At 48.0% G+C, this 22,187-nt stretch carries 11 protein-coding genes; 7 read left to right on the plus strand and 4 right to left on the minus strand.

What is annotated here, in order from left to right:
* Positions 1-73 precede the first annotated feature (73 nt).
* Complete coding sequence (glnD, locus tag CAP50_RS03140; RefSeq protein WP_100749052.1) at positions 74-2,830, minus strand: [protein-PII] uridylyltransferase; 2,757 nt, start codon at positions 2,828-2,830, stop codon at positions 74-76.
* Positions 2,831-2,926: 96 nt separating this feature from the next.
* Complete coding sequence (map, locus tag CAP50_RS03145) at positions 2,927-3,718, minus strand: type I methionyl aminopeptidase (protein ID WP_424108346.1); 792 nt, start codon at positions 3,716-3,718, stop codon at positions 2,927-2,929.
* Positions 3,719-4,234: 516 nt separating this feature from the next.
* On the opposite strand from map, the gene CAP50_RS03150 reads away from it, so the two are divergent.
* The 7 genes from CAP50_RS03150 (at position 4,235) to CAP50_RS03180 (ending at position 16,084) form a co-directional block, all read left to right on the plus strand.
* Positions 4,235-4,723, plus strand: coding sequence for an META domain-containing protein (locus CAP50_RS03150; protein WP_100749054.1), 489 nt, complete (start codon positions 4,235-4,237; stop codon positions 4,721-4,723).
* A 158-nt stretch (positions 4,724-4,881) separates the two neighbouring features.
* Positions 4,882-5,892 (plus strand): Xaa-Pro aminopeptidase, encoded by a 1,011-nt coding sequence (locus tag CAP50_RS03155; protein WP_241900631.1) that lies wholly within the window; start codon positions 4,882-4,884, stop codon positions 5,890-5,892.
* Positions 5,893-5,999: 107 nt separating this feature from the next.
* Positions 6,000-6,656: a DUF1449 domain-containing protein gene (locus tag CAP50_RS03160; RefSeq protein WP_100749055.1), complete on the plus strand. Its 657-nt coding sequence runs from the start codon at positions 6,000-6,002 to the stop codon at positions 6,654-6,656.
* Positions 6,657-6,971: 315 nt separating this feature from the next.
* Complete coding sequence (locus CAP50_RS03165; protein WP_100749056.1) at positions 6,972-8,993, plus strand: hypothetical protein; 2,022 nt, start codon at positions 6,972-6,974, stop codon at positions 8,991-8,993.
* Positions 8,994-9,212: 219 nt separating this feature from the next.
* Positions 9,213-15,395 carry a DNA repair ATPase gene (locus CAP50_RS03170; RefSeq protein WP_100749057.1) on the plus strand — a complete coding sequence of 2,061 codons (6,183 nt, stop codon included), beginning with the start codon at positions 9,213-9,215 and terminating at the stop codon, positions 15,393-15,395.
* A 15-nt stretch (positions 15,396-15,410) separates the two neighbouring features.
* On the plus strand, positions 15,411-15,557 hold the full coding sequence (locus tag CAP50_RS03175; RefSeq protein WP_100749058.1) for a DUF2256 domain-containing protein: 147 nt from the start codon (positions 15,411-15,413) through the stop codon (positions 15,555-15,557).
* Positions 15,558-15,583: 26 nt separating this feature from the next.
* The gene (locus CAP50_RS03180; RefSeq protein ID WP_100749059.1) at positions 15,584-16,084 is read left to right on the plus strand and encodes a hypothetical protein; all 501 of its coding nucleotides are present in this window, start codon (positions 15,584-15,586) and stop codon (positions 16,082-16,084) included.
* Positions 16,085-16,086: 2 nt separating this feature from the next.
* Here CAP50_RS03180 and CAP50_RS03185 read toward each other — a convergent pair whose 3' ends face one another.
* Both CAP50_RS03185 and metH read right to left on the minus strand, forming a co-directional pair.
* Positions 16,087-18,051 carry an AAA family ATPase gene (locus CAP50_RS03185; protein WP_100749060.1) on the minus strand — a complete coding sequence of 655 codons (1,965 nt, stop codon included), beginning with the start codon at positions 18,049-18,051 and terminating at the stop codon, positions 16,087-16,089.
* Between the two features lie 19 nt (positions 18,052-18,070).
* The gene (gene metH, locus CAP50_RS03190; RefSeq protein ID WP_100749061.1) at positions 18,071-21,883 is read right to left on the minus strand and encodes a methionine synthase; all 3,813 of its coding nucleotides are present in this window, start codon (positions 21,881-21,883) and stop codon (positions 18,071-18,073) included.
* Positions 21,884-22,187: the final 304 nt, after the last annotated feature.

Genomic DNA, 22,187 nt, shown 5'->3' on the forward strand with positions numbered 1-22,187 from the left:
ATGTATCATCAATGATGGGGCTTGTTTTTACGTAACAGTAGCGGGGTTTACGATAGGTTTTATGCTGGCCACTTTATCCTCTACTCGTGTCTTTTGGAGCTGTCAGGCTGGCAAGCAGCGCAGCTTTTAAGGCGCTTAGTCTATCAGTGGACAGCGGCTCATCGTTTTGATCACTGATATAAAACATGTCTTCTGCGCGCTCGCCTAAGGTGGTGATACGGGCGGCGTGCACTTCTATTTTTTCTTGCAAAAACACCTGTCCAACGCGCGCCAGCAGCCCCGGCTGATCTAAGGTCTCTAGGCTCATGATATGCTGATCTGAGGCGTCATTAAACTCAAAACTAATCTCTGTTTTTACCTCAAAATGACGCAGCTGCCTAGGGATGCGTTTATGCACCAGCTTTGGTAAGGCAGGGGCTTTGAAGGCGTCAATCAGTCGCTGCTTGAGCTCTTGCTGGCTGTCTTCATCGACCAGTAACGTGCCACTCGGATCGAGCAGCACATAGGAGTCCAAGGCAAAGTCGCGAGTGGCGGTGATGATGCGCGCATCGAGCACATCTAGGTTCATCTGATCAAAGACGGCCATAGTCACAGCAAACAGATTCATCTGATCTTGGGTGTAGACAAAGACTTGAACGGCATCAAGCGCCAGCTCACGATGCTCGCGCAGTACCACCAGTGGCGGGCTATCGGCATTGGATGCCAGACCGATGGGCGGATGGTTTAGGATGGCTTCGGTGTGCCAAAGGATATCCTCTGGTATCTCGCGCAAAAAGTACTCATCGCCCAGATCGTCCCACAGACGTAACACTTCCTCGCGGTTCATATGCTGATTGTCGACATTGTCGAGCATCTTTAGCGCTTGTTTACGCGTGGCGCTGATCATATCTTGGCGGTTGGTCGGCGCGTCGATATCGGCGCGTAGGATACGGCGTGTCTGCGAGTAGAGCTGTTTCATCAGGGTCGCCCGCCAGCTGTTCCAGAGCTGCGGATTGGTGGCGTTCATGTCGGCGACAGTCAGGACATATAAGTGATTGAGGTGGGTGACATTGCCGACCAAATCCGCAAACACTGTGACCACCTCTGGGTCTGAGATGTCCTTTTTTTGGGCGGTCATCGACATCAGCAAATGGTGACGGGTCAGCCAGCCGACCAGATGCGCGTCGGCTTTGCTCATACCGTGCGCCAAACAAAACTCAATCGCTTCTGTCTCACCCAGCAGGCTGTGATTGCCGCCGCGACCTTTGGCAATATCATGAAACATCGCTGCCAGTACCAATATCTCTTTGCGCTCAATCCGCTGAAAGATCGCACTGACCAAAGGAAAGTCCTCAAAAAACCGCGGATCGGTAAAGCGGTGCAAAATACGAATCAAAAACAACGTATGAGCATCGACCGTATAGCGGTGAAATAGATCATACTGCATCAGTCCGGTGACTTGGGCAAAGGCTGGAATGTAATTCCCCAAGACGCCATAGCGGTTCATGGTGCGCAGACGATGGAACAAATAGTTTTGTTCTTTTAAATTGGCCAAAAACAGCGCTTGATGGGTAGGGTTGTCGCGATAAATCTGATCAATGCCGCGCGCGGCGATTTTTAGTGCGCGCAGCGTGTGGGTACGGACATTTTTAATACCGTACTGACCCATGAGTAAAAACATCTCTAAAATCGACTCAGGATGCTGAGCAAACACCCGATGATGCGCCATCGCGATTTGGTCACCGACTTGGTTAAAGCGGGCGTTGATGAGGTGCTTTTTTGGCCGTTCGTCATCGGGCAGTTGCGGCTCGATAATGGTTTCATAATAGTGGTTGGTCAACATCTCAGAGAGTGTCGATATTTGCATGGCGCAGCGATAATAGTCGCGCATAAAACGCTCGACGGCAGCATTGGGCTGATCATCAGGCTGCATCTCATACCCCATCATCTGTGCGACCTCGCGCTGATAGTCAAACAACAGCTTGTTTTCATTGCGGCCTGTGAGCACATGCAGATAATGACGGATTTGCCACAGATAGCCCTCAGCGAAGCTTAACTCGTCAAACTCCTTTTCGGTCAAAAAGTTTTGTTGTACCAAGTCATAGAGCTTGCCCACGCGAAAATACCGTTTGGTCACCCAGCCGATGATATGGATATCCCGTAGCCCGCCAGGCGCGGTCTTGATATTGGGCTCCAGATTATATTCGGTGGCATTGTGCTGGAGATGGCGCGCCATTGCTTCTTGGGTTTTTACCTCAAAAAAATCACGCGGCGACCAGCATTTATTGACGATTTGGGTAGGAACGTCTTGTAAAGCGTCGTTGCCGACCAGTAGCCGCGCCTCTAACATCGCACTGGCGATAGTATGATCGGCAGCAGCTTCTAGGCCATCATTGACACTGCGTACCGACAACGCAGGCTCAAGGCCGACATCCCACAGTAGCGCCACCAGATTGTCGATCTTGCCACTGGCATCGGTGTCGACTTCCTCAAACGACAACAGCAGTATGTCGACATCTGAGTACAGCGACAGCTCACCGCGTCCATAACCACCTGTCGCAAACAGGGCCAAATCCGTCTTATCCAGCTCAAACCAATAAAACAAAGCAATCAGTAGCTCATCAATCGCTTCGCTACGCGCGCCAACCAGCTGACGAATATTGACACCGCGCTCAAGGGCACGGCTGATATCCTCATTGATTTGGCTCAGCCATTCAGGAATACCCAACAAAGCAGGCTCTGAGGTGCTATCGGCGCTGGCGCGTGCTGTCATCGCGTCGGTAGTCACTGACTGCTTGGAAAATAGGGGTAAGGGTGTCAAATCGATAGAGGTGACATCGCAAGTAAACATGAGGATATCCAATTAACAGGGTAAAAAAATTGTTGATACCAAAAGTATCGCAATTATAGTCCAAAAAAAAGACCGCCTAGGCGATCTTTTCTTGTCTTACTGGGTCAAAAAGCTCAGGTCTTCTTCAGGGCGCGTGGTAAACACTTCACAGCCATTGTCGGTCACGACCATCGTATGCTCCCACTGAGCCGACAGCTTACGGTCTTTGGTAATCGCCGTCCATTCATCAGGCAAAATCTTGGTCTGCCATGTGCCTTGGTTGATCATCGGCTCAATGGTAAAGGTCATACCCGTCTTTAGCTCAAAGCCTGTGCCTTTTTTGCCGTAGTGCATCACTTGTGGCTCGTGATGGAATTCATCACTGATGCCATGACCACAAAACTCACGGACAATACTAAAACGCTCAGGCTCGACCACTTCTTGAATCGCCGCACCGATATCGCCGAGACGCGCGCCGTTTTTGACGACACTCATGCCAGCATATAGCGCGTCTTGTGCGACTTTGCAGATACGCTGCGCCATGATAGAGCCGTTACCGACGATCCACATCTTTGAGGTGTCGCCGTAGTAGCCGTCTTTAATCACAGTCACATCGATGTTGATGATATCGCCATCTTTTAGCAGTTTATTTTCGCTAGGGATACCATGACACACCACGTGGTTGACGGATGTACAAATAGACTTAGGAAAGCCATTGTAGTTCAGCGGAGCAGGGATGGCCTGTTGCACATTGACGATATAGTCATGAGCGATTTGGTTGAGGGCTTCGGTACTGACGCCGACCTTGACATGTTCGTCGAGCATGACAAGGACGTCGCTGGCAAGTTTGCCGGCCACACGCATTTTTTCTATGGCCTCTGGGGACTGGATAAGGGATTTTTTAGTCATCATTGTGTTACTTATAGTTATGAAATAAAGGGGTAAATTTGTGGTAGACAAATTATATCATAAATGCAGTAGGCGCGTTTTTGGGAGAGTGTCTGATAAGTTTGCTGCCAGCAAATCATCCATGACGTTTCATACTTGGTTTATACTTCATGCTCGCTTTATATTTCATACTTGATTTATAAAGAACCACTTAGCGCACAAAGGCGGCATGGTGCATCAGCCATACATTGCGTAAAGGTCAATATAGTCGATTCTAAATAAAACAGATACATTACTGAGGACAAGGATTGACTCTCAAGCCAATAGCGCGCTAGCAGGTAATCATCGGACTGACAAGAGCCGTTAGCAAAATGCCTATATAGTGGAACAAAACTGAGCGAAAGACGCCACTCAATCTATAATGACAGTAAGGCATAAGTCATGCATAATAGCGACGTAAATAAGAATAATAACCAAAAAACAAGCATGTCTACAAACAAAACCGAACAGGTTTATTTTATTTTTATAGGAGATTGTATGAAAAATATCACCAACATCATGATGGCGGCGACTCTTGCAGCAGGCACGCTAGCGGCAGGTTGTCAAACCACCCCAAACGTCACCGCCCCAGTGACTCAGCCCGTCACTGCAGAAGCTCTACAGGCGTATAACTGGCAGCTCGTCGATGCCAAACGCACCAACGGCGACAAGGTCACACAGTTGTTTTTTGACCCAACAAAACCTTTGATCTTAAGATTTGCTAAAGCCAATGGCAACGATCGCGTGACCTTTGTCAATACCTGCAACAACATGGGCGCAGAATACAGTGTCGTCAATGGCAATGTCCAGCTAGACAACGTACTGAGCACGATGATGGCATGCCCTGAGCCACAAGCGAGCTTTGATACTGCAACGCTTGCAACGGTCAATGGCAAATACAGCATCAACAAAAACGCTAATAACGTACCTGTGTTGACCATCAAAAACGACAAGCAAGTGGCGTACTTTAAAGCGGTTGCGAAATAAGATAGCAGTTGTGAAATAATATACTGCTGGTCTAGGGTCTGTCCTACACATAACTGTCGATAGGCCCTAGTATTTATTACATAATATCATCGATACCTCACTACTTAGTGGGGCGTTTTTTTATCCAAATGGCGCGTGCATTTAGGCTACACTAGGGTATGTCCTCACCTTTGCCCATCATCAGAGTCATGCCGCCCATGAGTATCGCGACAAAAAAGCAATTACTAGCCCTCAGTCTGGCAAGTTTAGGTATGTTGGTTACTGGCTGTCAGACGCTCTCAACTACCGCACTCAGTCCATCAGCTACCACCACTGCCACTCATCCCTTCATCATGTCCATGCCTACCATCGATCGGCAGGGGCGTATCGCTTATGTGGAAGAGCAAGGCGTTGGCGCGGCTAAAATCTCCCGTTTATGCAGCATCGCGCCTGATGGTCGCGATCGGCAACTGATCGATCAAATCAATGGCTATATCTACGCCCCAGCGTGGTCAGCTGATGGTCAACAGCTCGCCTATAGCAAACAAGCGCCAAACCAGCACCCAAATATCTATATCTATGACCGTAACCGCGATACGCATGACCTAGTGGTCAATGCGCAAGGGAGCAATCTGTCTGCCTCGTTTTCACCAGATGGCCATCATCTGCTATATAGCTCAACGGTCGCTGGCAATGCAGATATTTATAAAAAGCGCCTCAGTGATGGCGACACCCGCCAGCTGACGACGTTACCCAGTACCGAAGTGCAGCCAAGCTATGCGCCTGATGCTCAGAGCTTTGTCTATGTCAGTGACAAAGTACGTGCAGGCAGTCCTCGTCTGTATCGTTATTACTTTGCCACCCAGACGGCCGTGCTTATCACCACCGCTGGCTATGCTGCCAGTCCGCAGCTGAGTATGGATGGACGGCATCTGGCGTATCTCAATGGTCGCAAGGCTGCGGTGATGACGCTGGCGACTGGGCACGTGCTCAATTTGGCAGATACGGGGCTTGATGAGCCAGCGCGTCTGTCGCCTTCGGGTACGTACGCCGTTTATCCAGCGTATGCGCCAGATGTAGACGGCTCGCAGCGCAGTCATGTGGTGATTCACTCGCTGTCTGACCATCCAAGCTATACCATCAGCAGCCAAGATGGCGGGGTGATACGCTCGCCAGTTTGGGGGCGTTGACGACAAAAGTTGTATGTTGAACCTGATAAATAGGTATAATCGGTAATAACGAAACATAAGTCGGTTGCAATAGCCGGTTTGGTTGTAGGATAAGGAGTGTGCGTTTGATGCAGGAGTCTTTTGCGGTATTTATCACTAAGATAAGTCTTTATCCGACAGTGATCTTTACGGGTTTGGTGATGTTTGTCACCTTGTATTGGCTGGTATCGCTACTTGGCATGGCCGACATGGATACGGTCGAGCTTGGCGACGCTGGCGGTGAGGCAGATATCTCCGATCTGTCATCGACGGGCTTTTTTACAGGTCTTATGCTCAAGTTTGGTCTTTATGGCGTGCCGCTTATTATTATCTTAACCCTTATTAGCCTTATCGGCTGGCTGCTTAGCTATCTGTATACCAGCTTTTTGCATCAATACTTTCATTCAGGTGCGCTTTATTATGTGTTTGGTACCGGGGCGTTGGTGTTTGTCTTGGTGGTATCGATGTGGCTAACTGGTCTTATCATCTCGCCCATCCGCAAGAACATCGCCAACATTCCCAAACGCAGCGCCGCAAGCAACGTCGGTAAAGTTGCCATCGTGCGGACGCTGAGCGTGACCGACAAGCATGGCGAGGCTGAGCTAGCTGATGGCGGTGCAGGACTGATTCTCAAGGTTCGCTCACAGAGCGCTGACAATCTATTGAAACAAGGCGATAAAGTCATATTGGCTGAGTATATCGCAGACGCCAATGCCTACTATGTGACGGCGGCCAAAGACGAGTAACGGCGATATATTGTATCGATGACAGGCGATAAGCACTGGGCTTTGTCTTGATTAGGCTTTGTGTTTATTAAAATTTGTGTTTATTAAAATTTGTGTTTATTAAAATTTGTGTTTATTAAAATTTGTGTTTATTAAAATTTGTGTTCATTAGACTAAAAAGTGTGGCAGTGAGACCAACTGCTAACTATCCGTCAATCAATACCCACCAATAAATACCCGCCGCTGTTGCGATACCGCAGTCAAATTTTATGAAAGAGACGATATATAGCTTTACATTATATAGTTTTACACTTGCGTTTTATTAGAGGAATAAATATGGACATACTTATCATCGTCGGCGTGGTTGTGGTGCTGGCGTTTGTTTTTATTATGGCAGCCCTTTTGATGCTCAAGGCCTTTTATTTTAAGGTAGAGCAGGGCAAAGCACTGATTATCAACGGCGTGAACAAAATCGCGGTGCGTTTTGATGGTGGCTTTGTCTGGCCGATCATTAACAAAAAAGAGCTGATGCGTATCTCGCTTATCACCTTAGAGGTCGATCGCCGCGGCAAAGAGGGGCTAATCTGCGCTGATAATATGCGTGCCGACATCACGGTGGCGTTTTATTTACGGGTCAACGAAACCGAAGAAGATGTGCTCAAAGTCGCCAAGTCGGTCGGGGTGGAGCGCGCCTCTGATAAAGTGGCGGTCAATGAGCTGTTTAATGCCAAGTTTTCTGAAGCACTAAAGACGGTCGGCAAACAAATCGACTTTGTCAAACTCTTCGAAAACCGTAGCGAGTTTCGTGACAGCATCGTGCAAGAAATCGGTAATGATCTCAATGGCTATGTGTTAGAAGACGTGGCGATTGACTATCTGGAGCAAACGCCAAAAGTGTCGCTGGATGCCAGTAATATCTTGGACTCTGAAGGCATCAAAAAAATCACCCAGCTGACCGCGATGCAAAACGTCATCACCAATGAGCTTGAGCGTGACGAAGAGCTGGCGGTGAAGAAGAAAAACGTCGAAACCGTCGAGGCGATGCTGGAGCTGGAGCGTCAGCAAGCAGATGCCGAGGCCAAACAAAAACGCGAAATTGCGTCAGTCATCGCTCGTGAAACGGCCGAGACGCGCAAGATCGAAGAAGAAGAGCGCAAAAAGTCAGAAACCGCTATCATCATCGTCGAGCAGGATCTGGCCATTCAGCGCGAAAACCAGCAGCGCGAAATCGAGGTTGCAGAGCAAAACCGTATGCGCGCCGTCATCATCGAGCAAGAAAAAGTGACGCGAGCGCAGGATCTAGAGATCGTCTCGCGTGAGCGTGAAGTTGACTTGCAGCGTATCGAAGCTGAGCGTGCCATCGAGCTTGAGAAAAAAGAAATCGCCAACGTCATCCGTGAGCGTATCGCAGTCGATAAGACCGTGGCGCAAGAAGAAGAGCGCATCAAAGAAGTCCGCGAAGTCAGTGAGGCGGAGCGTGACAAGCAAACGCGCGTCCTTGCCGCTGAGGCAGATGCAGAAGAGCTCAAAGTGCGTCAAGTCAAAAAAGCCGAAGCTGAAGAGCTGTCAGCGAAGCATAAGGCGGTGGAGATTACCACCCTTGCCAATGCCAATTTAGAGGCGGCGGCCAAAGATGCTGAGGCCAAAGTTAAGCTGGCTGAAGGAATCAAGGCCGAAGAGTCGGCGCATGGTTTTGCCGAAGCGGCCATCCAAGAAGCCAAGGCCATGTCGCTAGAAAAAGAAGGCATCGCCAAAGCCAATATCATCAAAGCAACAGGGCAGGCCGAAGCGCAATCTGAGCGCGAAAAAGGTCTGGCTGATGCCGAGGTAATCGCCGCTCGCGGTGAGTCAAACGCCAAAGCCGAGCGCGATGTCGGTATGGCCAATGCGCAAGTCGTTGCCGCTCGCGGTGAGTCGGATGCCAAGGCTGAACGCGACGTCGGTCTGGCCAAAGCCGAAGTCACGCGTGCGCACTTCCAAGCTGAGGCCGATGGTCTGGTCGAGAAGTTCAACGCCATGGGCAGCATGAGTAAAGAGGCTCGTGAGCACGAGGAGTTCCGTATGGGGCTTGAGACTGCCTTGCAAGAAGCCATGGCGTCTATCGATGCTGGTAAAGAGATTGCCAAAGAAAATGCTGACGTATTGGCTGTGGCGCTACAAAAAGCCAAAATCGATATCGTCGGCGGCGAAGCTCACTTCTTTGACAACTTTGCCAAATCACTCTCTATCGGCAAAGCCATCGATGGCCTTGCTGGTAAGTCAGATACCCTAAGCGGTATCCTCAATGGTGTGCTGGCCAATCAGGCAATGAATAAAGCCAATAAGTCAGATAACGCGCCGACTCAATATAATGATTAGTATGTTTGATAGTCAAAAATCTGCTGCTGTGGCGGCAGGTTTTTTGGTCAGCTCATGACAGTACTGAGCTGGCTGGTCTAAAAAAGCTTATCCACGCCTTTGTCGCTTAACGTTACTTTTCGTTTTTTTAGACCAGTCAAGATTTTCTTAAGTTTATCTCATCTTTTCTTATTGCCCAAAATTCTTTTATTATATAAAAACAGAAGTGGACGACTCACGATGGCGGATACGCAAAACTCAACCAATCTAGATAGCACCGACAACGATAGCCAAGCCAATCAAGCCCAGCCCAGCAGTCAAGCCGATCAGGCCGTCGCTTCAGGTAACGCCTATGAGCTTATAAAAAAACGCCTTACCGAGCAAGGTAGCCGCTTAGAGCAGCAAACCGCGACCTTGAATAATGCACGCCTACAGGAGTTTGGCAGCACGCAGATGCAAGTGATTGCCCGCACGCGTATTCGTACCGAATATAACTGCGTGGCGCAAGATATGGTACAGGTCGGTGATTATTTGCTGTTTGGTTACAACGTCTTTATGGGGCTTAAGCGCGCTAGTAGTATCAAGGATGTGCTATCGCTATATCGTCTGAGCAAGGCAACTGATGGTGGCGATACGGCTGAGGAGGGCGCGCAGAAAAGCCAAGCCAATCAAGAAGAGGCGTATCAGTTAGAAGAAGTCGAGTTGGCAGGGACTTTTTTAGATCAGCAAGCTTTTGTGCAAGACTTCAACGAGCTATACCGCTATTACAAGCAAACGCGCCTTATGCAGCTGACGGTCAAAGACAGCAAGCTTTTGCTGGCGTTTCAGATCGGTGAGCGTATCAGCGATATTCGGGTGTTTCGCTTTGCGCTTGATTTTAGCGAAGGCACACCAGAGGCTGCGCAAGTGGCTTATGTCGACAATCGCGGTGAGCGCGATATTGAGCTACCACCTGCTTATGATTTTGAGTGGATAGAGACCACGCGTGAGCAGATGATCAATGGCAAATATCCGCACATGAATATCCTAGACACCATATTTGTGGAAACGGTCGGCGGTGACTTGACCATCAAAATCGAAAACAATACCGAGTCAGGGCAGGGCATCTATAGCGAGCCGGTCGATGACCGTACCCAGTCGCTTACCGATGCTCAGATCGATTATGCCAAGGTGGGCAGCTTGATTTTGCTCAAGATATTACCGTATCGCGAGGACAGCTATCGCTACTTTGTTTATAACACCTTGACCGAGGCTGTGCTGCGGCTGGATGCCATCGGGCAGTCGTGTGTGCAGCTGCCTGAGGATCACGGCATCATCTTCCCTGGAGGCTACTATCTGCAGACAGGCGAGTATAAACTGTTTGATGCTCATAATGGCGATGCCAACACCAGTACGGGTAGCGGCACGGGAAAAAACCTAAAGTTTAAACGTAAGATCATCTCGCCCAATGGCGAAGATGTATTGTTTTTGTTTTATGACCGAGCACTTGGCGTCACGGGGTTATTTCCTTACAACCTTATCAAAAAACAGCTGGCAAACCCCATTTATTGTAACGGCATGGCGCTGGCTGAAAACGGCCGTTTGGTGCTGTTTAGTGCGCAAAATGAGCCGTCACGCATTCATCCAATGCAGATATGGCATACGCCATATGCGTCTCATGAGTATGTCAGCGAGTTGCCTGAAAGCACGAGCTTTTATGGCAAAATCGGTAACAAAGAGCTGGTACGCGGTATCTCAGATCTTTATAGCATCACTCGTCTCATTGACAATCAAAGCGTCTCGCAAAAGCTTTATGAAGAGCTCGCCGACAATACCAGCCGTCTCTTTGATAGCTATTATTGGTTGTCCGAGCCAGAGCTGGGCGATATTGCAAGCAGTATCAAAGACGTCACCGCCACCGCCGAGCTGGTCATTGATGAGTTTGCCAAAGTCCAAAGTATCCAAAAGCAGACCCAAACAGCACTAGCGGATGCCGACGCTCAGCAAAATGATATCCTGCGGCAAATAAAAATCACAAACTTTGAGTCAGCCAGTGACTATGTGGCGCAGCTATCGGCGCTCAGGCGGCAAAAAGGTCGGCTGGTCGGCTTAGAGGACTTGCGCTATCTAGATACCGATAAGTTACAAGCATTGCAAAAGCAATTGGAGGAAGCAGAGAGCGAGCTGGCCGAAAAAACCGTGACGTTTTTAAGCGGTGAGGAGGCATTATCCAGCTATGAGGATATCTTAGCAGATGTCAGCGAACGTCTAAACACCGCCGAAACCAATAGCGAGCTCAAACCGGTGCTTGAGCAAATCGACGATACCGCTGCAGGGCTGGACTTGTTGACCGAGCTGCTGGGCACTCTCGATGTCGCTGATGCCACCGTCCGTACGCAAATCATCGATGACATATCGTCCATTTACTCGCGCCTCAATCAAAACAAGGCCAAGCTCAATCATAAACGTAAAAGCTTAGGTTCTGCCGAAGCGATTGCGCAATTTGGGGCGCAGTTTAAGCTGTTTGGTCAGTCGATTGCCAATGCCTTATCGATTGCCAATACGCCGGAGAAATCAGATGAGCAAATGGCCAAGCTACTGGTGCAGCTAGAGGAGCTTGAGAGTCAGTTTGCTGATCCTGAGACGGGGGGCGGCGATCAGTTTTTGGCAGATATCATCACCAAGCGCGAAGAGATTTTTGATACTTTTGAAAATCATAAACAGCAGCTGCTCGATGCCCGTAATCGCCGGGCGCAAAACCTAGGTGATGGCGCACTGCGGATGCTTGAGAGTATCAAAAAACGCACCCAAAGCACTGGCGTCACTGGATTTGCCGAGGAAGAAGCGCTCAATACTTACTTTGCCTCTGATGGTCTGGTACAAAAAGTGCGGAGCATCGCCAAAGACTTGCAACAGATGGGGTTTAGCGTCAAAGCAGACGATATCGACGCACGCCTCAAAGCCATTCAGGTCGAAAGCTATAAGAGCCTCAAAGACAAGTCGGATCTGTTTGAAGACGGTGGGCAAATCATCAAGCTCGGCCGTCATCGCTTTTCGGTCAACACTCAGCCGCTGGACTTAACGCTGCTCAGTCGTCAGCAAACAGACGGCAGCCGCGTGCTAAACCTACATCTCACCGGCACAGACTATTATGAAGTGCTCGATAATGCAGAATTAAATGCGCTGCGCCCGTATTGGGACATGAGTATTGCCTCTGAGTCTGATACGGTGTGCCGCGCTGAATACTTGGCCTATCGCATCATCGAGAGCGCGAAAAACAATCAAGACGGCCTGACGCAGGCGCGTCTGTATCAGGCTTATGACGACACGGTGAGTATGGCCAATGCGGCTCATACGATAGATAGCAGCGGCGAGATTACTACCAGCAGTCCACTGGCCACATTGGTCAAAGCTTATGCCACGCCGCGCTATCAGCTTGGGTTTGACAAAGGCATTCATGATCATGACGCCACATTGCTATTGCTACAAATCCTGCCCACGCTACGCGATGCCGGTTTACTTATTTATACGCCGCAAGTGCGCGCGCTGGCGCAGCTGTTTTATTGGCAACTGTCCCTTGTACAAGCGCTTGGCCTAGAAGCTCTGCGACCCTTTGGCTATGACACTTGGCTAAATGAAAACGTGCTGCTACAAGTCGGCAGCTGGCTCGATAGAGCGGTGACTGCCGAGCAGCTGCGGCGTAGCCTTGGCAGCGATCGGGCGCAGGCGCTATTAATTGCCGATATGACCATGCTCATGCGCGAGTTTGTCACGGCTTATGATGGCAGCCATACAGGCAGTAATAGTCATCATACTAGCAATAGCAATGACGCCACTATCTTTCAACACCAGCACGTACAGCAAGCCTGCGAATACTTGGTCAGTGTCATGGGGCAGGCTGGCACTGATGCAAGTGGGATGCTCGCCAGTGGTCTAGATAGTGATACTGTCGATCACAAGCTATCATTATCATGGCAAACCAGCCAGCAAGCGCAAGCGCTGTGTGATCAGCTGCGCCAAGCATTGGATGCTAACCCAAGCGGCGGGCAAGCTACTCAAAGCATGACGCAGCTGCAGTCCTCTATTGGCAAGCTGACCTTGCAGCCCAAATCTGCCTATGAGCTACTAGCCACTTGGTTTTATGCTTTGCTAGATAGCATAGTTACAGATCAGGCTATAGATGGTAGCAGTGCTGATGATGCTGATGCGCCTAGCGAAGATGTGCGCACTAAGCGAGCAGAAGAGGAAGCGCGGCGTCAGCAGCAGGTGGAGATCGGTCGCCATTATGTACCTGAAGCGATTGCTATCATGCTCACCCAGTTAGATGACCCCATGCGCGCATCTTTATTGCAGCGCTTAAGTGCGTCGGGCGTCAGCGTTGATGCAAGGGCGCCGGAGCACGCCTCGGCATCGACCTTATCCTTTATAGCATCCTCGTCTTTATCCAATGGCAAACACCCGCTAAATCAAGTACAAAGCTTTGCACGTAGTACAAGTAAGGTGGCGCTTGAGATACAGGTGGGCAGCTTATTGGGCGAGCATCAGCGTATTCATCAGCAGACCCTCACCTTTGCGGTCGATGATTTTTTAAGCCGTTTACATTATCACGACAGCCAAGTCATTCCGTCCTATAGGCGCTATCTGGCAATGCGTACTGAGATATTGCATGAGGCAAAAGACGAGCTGCGGCTAAATGAGTTTATGCCGCGTCCGCTATCATCCTTTGTGCGTAACCGCCTGATTAATGAGAGCTATCTGCCATTGATCGGTGACAATCTTGCCAAGCAAATGGGTACCGTCGGTGAGGACAAGCGTACCGATCTGATGGGTATCCTTATGATGATATCACCGCCAGGGTACGGCAAAACCACCTTGATGGAATATGTGGCGAGCCGCTTAGGGCTTATCTTTATGAAGATAAACTGCCCCTCGCTCGGTCATGATGTCACCTCCCTCGACCCCGAAAAAGCGCCCAATGCCACCGCACGCGAGGAGCTAAACAAGATTAACCTTGCCTTTGAAATGGGCAGCAACGTCATGCTCTATCTGGATGACATCCAGCATACGCACGCCGAGTTTTTACAAAAATTCATCTCACTGGGCGATGGCACGCGGCGCATCGATGGCGTTTGGCAAGGCAAAACCAAAACCTATGACATGCGCGGCAAAAAGTTCTGTGTGGTAATGGCGGGTAACCCCTATACCGAAAGCGGGGAAGCCTTTAAAGTCCCTGATATGCTCGCCAACCGCGCCGATATCTATAATCTTGGCGACATCATGAGCGGTATGGAGGAGGTATTTGCGCTCAGTTATATCGAAAACGCCTTGACCTCAAACAAGGTACTCGCGCCCCTTGCCAACCGCGATTTAAGCGATGTGCATCGACTGATCAAAATGGCAAAGGCCGACAATGCAAGCCTTGCGCAAGCCCAAGCTAGCGAGCTGAGCTATCCGTATAGCACCTCAGAAGTTAATGAAATTGTTGCTGTCTTGCGCCATATGTTTGCCGTGCAAGCAGTCATCCTTGATGTCAATCAGGCCTACATCGCCTCGGCCTCGCAAGATGATAAATACCGCACCGAGCCGATATTTAAGCTGCAAGGCAGTTATCGCAATATGAATAAGATGACCGAAAAACTATCGGCCGTCATGAATCAAGCAGAGCTGGATCAGCTAATTGATGATCACTATTTGGGCGAGTCGCAGCTACTCACTCAAGGCGCAGAGAGCAATCTACTGAAGCTTGGTGAGATGCGCGGCGTGCTGACAGAGGATGAAAAGGCACGCTGGGCGCAAATCAAAGCCGACTTCTTACGCAACAAAGCCATGGGCGGCGAGGATGGCGATATCGGCGCACGTATCGTCGCGCAGCTTGTCGATCTTGCTAGCGGCTTTCAAGCCATTAGCAGTCAGTTTGAGAGCTATGTAACAAAAAATGATCCTGAGCAGCTGGCGCGTTTAAACGAGTCAGCTGAGCAAATCAAACGAGACGCCCAGCTTGAATCACAAAAAATTCTCGCCGACAGCGTGCTCTCAGGTTTTGTAGACAATGTCAAAGTAGTCAGCGATAGTATCGATAATGGCTTTGAAAAAAGCATGACTCAGCTAACACAGCTCTACAAGCACGACCATAAAGCCGAAGGCGAGTACCTCAAACAAAACCAAGAGATGCAAAAACAGCTTATGGTACAACTGGTGGGCGCGCTCGAGCAACTGGCACAGCAGATGGCTCAGAGTCTATCGAGCCGTACTGACGATCAAGCATCGACCACCGATGTCACAGAGCAGGCCGCGCTGATAGCACACGCTCTAAAAGATGCGCTTGCACCGCTAACGATGCGTATGGATGAGAAGCTTGCCATCGATACCAGCACCGATCAATCAGGCAAGCTGATCGTCAATAGCCTAAATAGGCTGAACAAAATATTTGATGATTATGAGTAATCGGTAAGGGTCATCATGGCACATAAAAAGGTAAATCTACCTGAGAAAATATGCCCAGTTTGCCAGCGCCCTTTTACCTGGCGCAAGAAATGGCAGAAGGATTGGGACAATGTGGTGTATTGTTCGGAGCGGTGTCGGCGGGGGAAGAGTAAAGCGGATTGAGTTACTACAAAGTATTAAGGTAAATTATGAGCAAGCATTATGAACATTCAAGCTTCCGAGAAAAGCTTATTGAACACTTATTTATTGGTGAAATGCTTAGACTTTCGTGGCAAAAAGATGACTGTCAATTGGAGGTCATGAAACCTGAAGTCGATAACGCAGGTTGCGATGTTGTTCTCGAAGAAAACAGTGTTATTCGCCATATTCAACTGAAAACCTCAAAATTTGGTGCTAAAAAATCAGGTCAAAACGTTAATATACGCTTAGCTAATAAACCTTCAGGATGTATCGTTTGGATAGAATTTGATGAAGATACTTTGGAGCTGCGCTCGTTTTACTTTTTTGGTGCAGAGGCTGGAAAACCACTAACTGGGCTAGAGAATGCTAAAATTGCAAAACATACTAAAGCTAATGCGGATGGTATAAAAGCTGAACGGCCTAATATCCGCACTATCAATAAAGGACAGTTTATTCATTACGACAGTATTGAGGCTTTATATGACGTTTTGTTCGTTCCAAAGAGTTAAGGTTAGTCATTATTTCTTTTGATATGCTGGAATATTGACTCACATAGCTCTATAGCAGGCTCAGTTAGTTGCCAGTCCTCTGTTTGCATTAGTTCAACGATAGCATGACAAAAATCAGTTTTACCTTTGACTGTGCCCTGTTTTCCTTTATCAGAGAAAGTAAAAGACTCTTGTTCTCCTTCAAGAGAAGGAAAAATGTTGTTTGTACGCATGTCTATTATGACATTATCAAGATATGCACCCACACCTTCATCTGATTTGAGGTAACTATCATTGAAATAACTGTCATGTTCATCTTTATAGGATATTTTTGTAGTATTCCCCTTCGTAGAGACAGCGTTTTGAGGACATTTTTGGTAGAAACGTTTTATCAGTAGTTCTCTGGGTAGTGTATTTTCAGTCTCTTTGCCTTGAGTGATAGCTATTTTATCTCCTAGCTGTTTTTCAAGTTCATCAAACCTAGGTTTCGTTTTTAAGTCAGAATCTGCTATTACCAAAGCATTCGAAGTTACAAGTATAGCATTTAGTCCCTTATTCTTACTGCTATCGACCGCTTCTAAAGAGTCAACCTCGAAATCCCAGTGCTCTAAGTTTGAGCCTTGATACTCCACAAACGCATAATGATAACCATCGATAAAGCGTGAGTAGTCTTCCCATTTAGTTTTATCAATCTCTTTTAGCTCTTCTAGATATTTCTTTAAGTATTGAACAAAGTATAGACGGTCAGTGATACCTTCTACCCAAATTGTACAATTAGCTAAAAATACTGAGGAAGGCGATACGCCAAGTGTTTGCAGTACAGTACGGTCACCATCACAACGTTTGATTACCGTCTCGTATTTGTTCTCTTCGTCATTCATTTGTTCTTTATCTACACGATATAAAGCAATACGTTTGTCTTCGTTAATCATATCAAGCAAGTAATTTGAATGACTGGTCGCCATATAATAATGGTCAGTTTCATTCAATAAAAACTTCATTAACTGCTTAACGTAGCCAGCATGCAAATGCATTTCTGGTTCTTCAATAAAAAAGAAGGAGGGTTCAGTTGTTAAGAAAGCCTTATAAGTAAGGATAATAACTTGTTGCAAGCCATCACCAAGTTTTGAGATAGGAAACTGTTCTGCTTCACCTATTTTAATTTCTATACTGTCAGTCCTCAAATGAGGAATAATAGTTATAACTTCATTATTAAAAAAATAATGAGACAGTTTTTCTTGATAGCTTTGAATTCTTTGGCGTTCATCAGGTTTACCTAACAGTGAGTCAGTTAATAAGCCAAAAAAATCTTCGCCTGAGATTATTTCATCTTTCTCAAAACTATAGTCAGTAATTGTTCTAGAAAGTAAAGGGTAGTATTCTGATACAGCATCAGTAGAGGTCATTTGTGAATTCAACTTTCGTAAGCTTCTCAAGCTATCAATGTAGTAAAACTTTAAAGCTTTAAAACTTAAAGAGTCTAAAGTATTTTTAATATTACTCAGACCTTCTATCAGTTGATTTATATCATCGATAAGTTCACGGACTTCATGAGGAAGCTTTCCTGTAACTATTGCATATTCTAAAGTATTATATTTTATTGAGCTAGTTCTATATGCGATATGAGCTTCAATAGCTTTTCTTGTATCTGTTAGAAAAGAGCCAATATCTTGCCATTGTCTTACGATATCTTCTAAGCTATATAAAGAGTTGTCAGGTATTTCTAACTGATGCTTTGAAGAGTGGTTGCAAATAAAGCTATTAATGATGGAGATATAATCTTTATAAGCTTGAGGATACCTAAAATCCACACTATTTACTTTTAATTTGAATATAAATTCGCGCATGAATCTACTTTTACCAGCATTGTTTGCGCCTACAATAATATTTAAACGTTTTAACTCTAAGGGACTATTTCGATTCAAACCGTTGCCTGAATTGAAATCTGTATATCCTTCTTTAAACCAAAGCTTTATAGTTTCTTCCATATCTAAAACCTAAATATTCCTACAAATTCGGATTTAACCACTTCTCAGCAGTATTCATATCCCACTCTTTACGTTTGGCATAATCCTCTAACTGATCACGGTCTATTTTACCGACGTTAAAGTAGTTACTATCAGGGTGCGAGTAATAAAAGCCGCTGACCGAAGATGCCGGCCACATGGCAAAGCTTTCAGTTAGCGTTGTGCCGATAGCGTCCACTGTACCCAGCCAATCAAACAATTTACCTTTTTCCGTATGCTCAGGACAGGCAGGGTAACCAGGTGCAGGACGGATGCCGACGTATTTTTCTTTAATCATCTCATCATTGGTTAAATTCTCGGTGGGTTGATAGCCCCAATATTCTTTGCGAATCCGCTCGTGCAAATGCTCTGCAAAGGCTTCAGCTAAGCGGTCGGATAATGCTTGTACCATGATGGCATTATAATCATCGCCTGCCGCTTTGTACTTTTCAGCGAGTGCTTCAGTACCGACGATGGAGACGGTAAAGCCGCCTAGATAATCAGTGTGCGTGTCCGACGGCGAGATAAAGTCGGCCAAGCTAAAGTTTGGCTTGCCGCTGGCTTTGTCGCTTTGTTGACGCAGATGCTCAAAGGTATGCGTTGGCTGCCCGCCGTCTTCCAGCGCTTTATCATAAACGGTGAGGGTGTCGGTGCCAGTGCGCTTGGCTGGCATGATTTTAAACACGCCTTTAGCGACGATTAACTTCTCATCGATCATCTTTTGCATGAGATCATTGGCATTAGCGAATAGATCACGCGCCGCTTCTCCAACGACCTCATCTTGTAAGATTTTAGGATATTTGCCCGCCAGCCCCCACGAGATAAAAAACGGCGTCCAGTCGATGTAAGGCAGCAGGGTTGCGATCGGATAGTCGTCAAGTATCACTTGGCCAAGTTTATTAGGCTTAGGTGGCACATAGTTATCCCAGTCATAGTCAAAACCAAGCTTGACGGCGTCAGCGTACGATATCTTGGCCGCTTTAGGCTGGCGCTTGGCCAGACGTTCACGTACCTTGATATATTCTTCGCGGGTTTCATCGATCAGGCCTTGACGGTGCTCTTTCGACAGTAGCTTGGTCACCACGCCGACCGAGCGCGAGGCATCCGATACGTAGATGACCGCATCGTTTTGATATTGCGGTTCGACCTTTACCGCGGTATGGGCTTTAGAGGTGGTGGCACCGCCGATCATCAGTGGCAAGGTCATGCCGCGCTCTTGCATTTGCTTGGCGACATAGACCATCTCATCGAGGCTCGGGGTAATCAATCCTGATAGACCGATGATATCGACTTTTTCTTTGATGGCGGTATCGAGAATGGTCTCGCATGGCACCATCACGCCCAGATCGACGATATCATAGCCGTTACAGCCGAGCACCACGCCGACGATGTTTTTGCCGATGTCATGGACGTCACCCTTGACCGTTGCCATCAAGATCTTACCTTTGACTTCGCCCTCGACTTTTTCTGCTTCGATATAAGGGTTGAGCCAAGCGACCGATTGTTTCATGACGCGCGCCGACTTGACCACTTGCGGCAAAAACATTTTACCCGAGCCAAATAAGTCACCGACGATGTTCATGCCATCCATCAAAGGCCCTTCGATGACGTCGAGTGGTTTGGGGTATTTCTCCCATGCTTCTTTGGTATCGGCTTCGATAAAGGTGGTGATGCCTTTGACCAGTGCATGGGCAATGCGCTCTTCTACCGTACCTTCACGCCAGCTCATATCGATGGTACTGTCCTTTTTCTTACCGCCATCTTGATAGCTCTCAGCGATGGTCATCAGACGTTCGGTGGCATCTTGTCCACTCTCGCCTTGATTGCGATTGAGCATCACATCCTCAATCGCCTCGCGCGCCTCGACAGGGATGTCGTCATAGACTTCAAGCATTGATGGGTTGACGATACCCATGGTCAGGCCATTTTTGATCGCATGATAGAGAAATACCGAGTTAATCGCTTCACGAATCGGATTACCACGGAAGCTAAACGAAACGTTGGACACGCCGCCTGACACCATGGCATTGGGTAGATTTTCAGTGATCCATTTAGTGGCGTTAATAAAGTCAGCGCCGTAATTGTTGTGCTCGGTGATACCAGTGGCGACCGCAAAGATATTGGGGTCAAAGATGATGTCTTCAGATGGGAAGCCAACTTCATTGACCAACACGTCATAGCTGCGCTGGCAGATCTCGATTTTGCGCTCATAAGTATCCGCTTGCCCATCTTCATCGAAAGCCATGACGATGACCGCAGCCCCGTAGCGCATACAGAGCTTGGCATGCTTGACAAACTCATCGTAGCCTTCTTTTAACGAGATGGAGTTGACGACAGACTTGCCTTGAATACGTTTAAGCCCTTCTTCGATGATATCCCACTTAGAGGAGTCCATCATCAGCGGTACACGGCTGATATCTGGCTCACCTGAGACCAAATTGACAAAATGAATCATCGCTTGTTTGGAGTCAAGCATGCCCTCGTCCATGTTGATATCGACGATTTGCGCGCCGCCTTCGACCTGATCGCGTGCCACATCTAATGCTTCGGTATAGGCTTCGGTTTTGATTAGTCGCAAAAACTTCTTCGAGCCTGTGACATTGGTACGCTCACCGACGTTAACAAACAGACTATCGGCGGTGATGTTAAATGGCTCAAGCCCAGACAGACGGCAGGCAGGAGCAATCTCTGGTATTACGCGCGGCGGATAGTTTGCCACCATATCCGCAATGTGGCGGATATGCTCAGGAGTAGTACCACAGCAGCCACCGACGATGTTTAGGATGCCCGCTTTGGCAAAACCTTCAAGCAGGGCAGCGGTTTGCTCGGCGGTCTCATCATATTCACCAAACTCATTGGGCAGCCCCGCATTTGGATGCGCGGAGACATAAGTGTCAGCGATGTTTGAGAGTGTCTGAATATGCGGGCGCAGCGCATCAGCGCCAAGCGCGCAGTTAAAGCCAACTGATAACGGCTTGGCGTGACGGATAGAGTTATAAAACGCTTCTGCCGTTTGCCCCGATAGCGTCCGACCTGAAGCATCGGTGATGGTGCCTGATATCATAATCGGCAGCTCAAAACCGATATCGTCAAACACGCCGGTGATGGCAAATATTGCCGCTTTGGCGTTTAAGGTGTCAAAGATGGTTTCAATCAACAGGATATCGACGCCGCCTTCGATCAGTGCCAGCGTTGCCTCGCGGTAGTTGAGCACCAACTCATCAAAGGTAATATTGCGAAAGGCAGGGTCATTGACATCAGGGGACAGCGAGCAGGTACGCGAAGTTGGGCCGATGACCCCTGCGACAAAGCGTGGCTTATTAGGGGTTTTTTCGGTAAATTCGTCAGCTGCCGCCCGTGCTATCTGCGCGGCGGTCTTGTTTAGCTCTGGCACCAGATATTCCATATCGTAGTCAGACATCGATAGCCGCGTACCATTAAAGCTATTGGTCTCGATGATATCAGCGCCTGCTGCGAGATGATCGTGATGAATGTCGCGTATCATTTGCGGCTGGGTAAGTACCAGCAGATCATTATTGCCGCGCACGTCTTGCTCGATATCGGCAAAGCGCTCACCGCGATAGTCGGCTTCCTCGAGCTTATACGTCTGAATCTGCGTTCCCATCGCCCCATCAAGCATCAAGATACGCGACTTCATTTGCTCAGTGATACGCACGCGAGCGGTGAGCTGCTGCTCTTTATAAGGGAAGACGGCAGGTGGCGTTAGTACAAAGCCGTCCGCTGACGGTGCTGAGTGATCGGTTTGCGAAGAAGCCTGAGAGGTTGGCTGTTGAGTCGTCGGCTGTTGAGTCATAGGAGCGCTGCTTATTTCGTCAATATTTAAAAAAGGAGAGGGCAAAAAGGTGTCAGTACATAACGCGTATATAACTACCGGTTATTACCACAAAATAGAATGGGCAAATTCGCATTATTTTAGCATGAAAAATCTATCACACACGGGCAGGCCGATATTCCTTTGTGTCATATGATAATAAAGCGTTCAAGCATGAGTGATCAAACGCTGCACACAAATCACGCCCTCATAATACTTATCAGCTGAGCGGTAGTGTTTGAGCTGATAGCAGTTTAGGCCATTTGATAAGCCGGCACAAATGAAT

It is taken from the genome of Psychrobacter sp. L7 (genome assembly GCF_002810365.1).
Taxonomy (GTDB): domain Bacteria; phylum Pseudomonadota; class Gammaproteobacteria; order Pseudomonadales; family Moraxellaceae; genus Psychrobacter; species Psychrobacter celer.